The organism is Rhizobacter sp. P2_H2 (assembly GCF_056403375.1).
Genome location: NZ_JBFUFP010000717.1, coordinates 1 through 2,888, shown reverse-complemented (window position 1 = coordinate 2,888; position 2,888 = coordinate 1). Strand labels below are relative to the sequence as shown.

At 62.2% G+C, this 2,888-nt stretch carries 5 protein-coding genes; all 5 read left to right on the top strand.

Annotated elements, in window-relative coordinates:
- On the top strand, window positions 1-274 hold a 274-nt coding region (locus AC1D15_RS25180), incomplete at its 5' end, for a hypothetical protein (RefSeq protein ID WP_477828132.1).
- Window positions 275-729: 455 nt separating this feature from the next.
- Window positions 730-1,353, top strand: a complete 624-nt coding sequence (locus AC1D15_RS25175; protein WP_477828131.1) for a tyrosine-type recombinase/integrase — start codon at window positions 730-732, stop codon at window positions 1,351-1,353.
- A gap of 187 nt (window positions 1,354-1,540) precedes the next feature.
- Window positions 1,541-1,837 carry a DUF7660 family protein gene (locus AC1D15_RS25170; RefSeq protein ID WP_477828130.1) on the top strand — a complete coding sequence of 99 codons (297 nt, stop codon included), beginning with the start codon at window positions 1,541-1,543 and terminating at the stop codon, window positions 1,835-1,837.
- 173 nt (window positions 1,838-2,010) lie between these two features.
- Window positions 2,011-2,313 (top strand): hypothetical protein, encoded by a 303-nt coding sequence (locus AC1D15_RS25165; protein WP_477828129.1) that lies wholly within the window; start codon window positions 2,011-2,013, stop codon window positions 2,311-2,313.
- A 295-nt stretch (window positions 2,314-2,608) separates the two neighbouring features.
- On the top strand, window positions 2,609-2,888 hold a 280-nt coding region (locus tag AC1D15_RS25160; protein WP_477828128.1), incomplete at its 3' end, for a hypothetical protein.

Sequence of the window (2,888 nt, the reverse complement as noted above, 5' to 3'; positions counted from 1 at the left end):
GAGTCTTGGCGGTGGGGAGGAGGCGTGCGAGCGGTCATCGGCGACCGACGGTTCATGGCCGATTGTTGCCTGTCGGCTGCTGCCACTCGTCATTGGCAGTGTTCACTACAAAGACCGCATGGCAAGGTACGGCGCAACAAGCACCATCGCAGATAGAACGATGCTGCCCAGCACCAGGGTGAACTGTCTTGTGCCGTACTCACCCGCTCGCTCGAAACATTTCGCGGCGACGATCAACGTGGGCGCCGCTAGCATGATGGCCGGAAGAAAGTAGGCCGCGCCAACACCTTCGTGCACGTAGCCAGTCTGCAAGAACACGTAGCCTGCCGACATCCCGGGCACTAGGGCAAGACACAGAAGCAGTGAGCACAAGCCCGTAGGCGACATCTTCTCTCGGCTGACCTGCATGTAGATTCGGCTCCCGATGTCTAACGCCCTAGGTGTCCGATACCGGCGTCGGAACTGCCTCAGATTCCCATCGTGCGGACTTGGCAGCGGCTGGTACGTCGGGCACGTGCACAAGTACGACTGAAATGGTTGGCGGCGACATGGCGCACTGTAGCCGGCCCGATACCGGTCGTTGGCGAACGGCTGTTCATGGCCGGCAGCGTGAGTTTGCCAGACCGCTCCAAAGCTGCCCGTCAGACGCAGCCAGGGGGGCGGCTCAGAGCAAGTGCAGGCGGTGACCGCGCGCATCCTGCATGGCCCTCAACTCGATGGGAGACCATCATGGGCACTCCAGGTAACGCAGTTCTTCGCGAACCGTGGAACAAGGGCAAGCTCGTCGGGCAAAAAGCGCCATTCAAGCTCAAGGACATCTGGGCCCTGCGCGTCCGGTTGCAGATGGAAGGCCGGGTTCGTGAGTTGGCGCTCTTCAACCTCGGCATTGACAGCAAGCTGCGCGGCTGTGATCTGGTCGGCCTGAAGGTCCGCGATGTGTGTCACGGCGACCAGGTGGCCGCACGTGCCATCGTTGTCCAGCACAAGACCCAGCGCCCGGTTCAGTTCGAAATCACGTCAGCCGCCCGAGATGCCGTGCAGGCTTGGATCACGATCGCCAGGCTGAAGCCGGAGGACTTTCTGTTTCCAAGCCGCCTCCACGACTCGCTCCATCTGGGTACTCGCCAGTACGCCAGAATCCTCGGGCACTGGGTCGAGGAACTGGGGCTGGATCGCGCCGACTACGGGACGCACTCGATGCGAAGGACGAAGGCGACGCTGATCTACCGGCGCACCAAGAACCTCCGCGCCGTGCAGCTGCTCCTTGGGCACTCCAAGCTCGAGTCGACGGTGCGGTATCTGGGTATCGAAGTCGACGACGCGCTCGAGATCTCCGAACAGACTGAAATCTGAGGCGATCGATGGCGGCTGCGCCGGCAGCTTGCCAGTGCCTCCGCCTGCGCCATGGCCGTATGCTCTCGGCAAGCGTCGGCGGTTCTAGCCATGAGCCGCCGGTCGCGACAAGAGGCTTCCAGGGTCATCTGCGATGACCCGTCGCGCCTGGCCTCGGCGGTAACTTCACGTTAAGCAGAGCTATTCCATGTCAACCGACCCCCAGGCGCTCGCGGACGACGTCAGCGATGAACGAAGCTTCATCCAGTTTCTGGTCTCCCTCGCTGAAGACTGGAAGGCGCACCGAGCGATCGAAGCGTTGACCCCGTCCAGTCCGTACGGACAGGGTGCTCTCGGGTGGGAGAACAGGACCATCGGTGCGCTGCTCGAAGCGGCCGCATCCTGGGGTGAAGCCTCGATCGACGGCTTGCGCTTCTACGAGAAGCCGGAGAACCCGTGGAGGCGCGCTGCTCAAATCCTGGTGGCCGGCAAGTTCTACGAATGACGTCGACCAGCCAACAGCGGAGAGTTGTCACCGTCTGATATACGCGTCGCGAGACATGGGCGGACGCAGCTTTGCATCGAAGGTCGACCCGTGTTGAAATCGCTTGGCATACAGGGAGAACACACGTGGGGCGACTAGTTGAAGAGCTTTGGAGCGCCGTACTGAGCGCCATCGTGAACCTCGACAATTTCCGCAACGGCATCCGGCCCCAACGGCACGATGATCCGTTTACCGCCGAGAAGAAGCGGCTGACCCGTGCCTGGGCCCTGAGCTTCGTGTCCAGCATTGGTGTCATCGTGGCGGCCCTCGTGCTCGATAACCTGCTGGCCAGCGCAGGCGCAGCCATCTCACCCAGCAATGCCTTCGAGCCACTTCAGCAGGGCGTGTTCTGGCTCGCCTCTGCCGCGCTTACCACCTCCATTCTCACTATGCTGTACTGCGGTTACAGACTGTGGCGGCTCGAACGCGGAGCCTGATCGAGGCTATGTCCGAACGCCTGCAGCCGGCCAGGTGCTGTCGTTCACCAACAGCTGCTTCCGGGTTGTCCAGTCAGCGGATACGATGCGATCCGTCGGCGTGGCGGAACGGTAGACGCACGGGCAAACCCGTCCCTAAAAGGGTGCAGGCTTCGACACCTGTCGCTGACACCCCCGCATGTTGCATCGCCGCTGTCGGCCAATTGCGGGCGGTCGCCATGGACTGCTTCCTGGCCGGTGCATAGCCAGGCGGCGACGGGAACTACTGGCGCGGTGTGACACGGTGGGAGAGGGGATGAGAAAGTTCCTGTTGTGGGTGGAAGGTACGCTGTTGCTCTTGGCGAGCTTGTCCCTCTTCAGCTCTTTGGACACGTTGTTCAGGGGCGACTACGTTGGGTCATCCGAGACGGTGTGGATCGCGCTCGCGTTCGCCGTAAATCCTGTCCTGTTGCTGTTCTGGATGGCAGTGAACTTCAGGCGACAGATGATGTCGGGTACGGCCCTGCGGAGGGGCGCGCTGCTGGTCGTGCTTTCCGCCTCGACGATGGGCCTGTCGTGGCTGTTCCATGCCTACC

Excerpts from the sequence above, each read along its gene's own strand:
- AC1D15_RS25170 (WP_477828130.1), top strand. The coding sequence starts at position 1,541 with ATGTCAACCGACCCCCAGGCGCTCGCGGACGACGTCAGCGATGAACGA.
- AC1D15_RS25175 (WP_477828131.1), top strand. The coding sequence starts at position 730 with ATGGGCACTCCAGGTAACGCAGTTCTTCGCGAACCGTGGAACAAGGGC.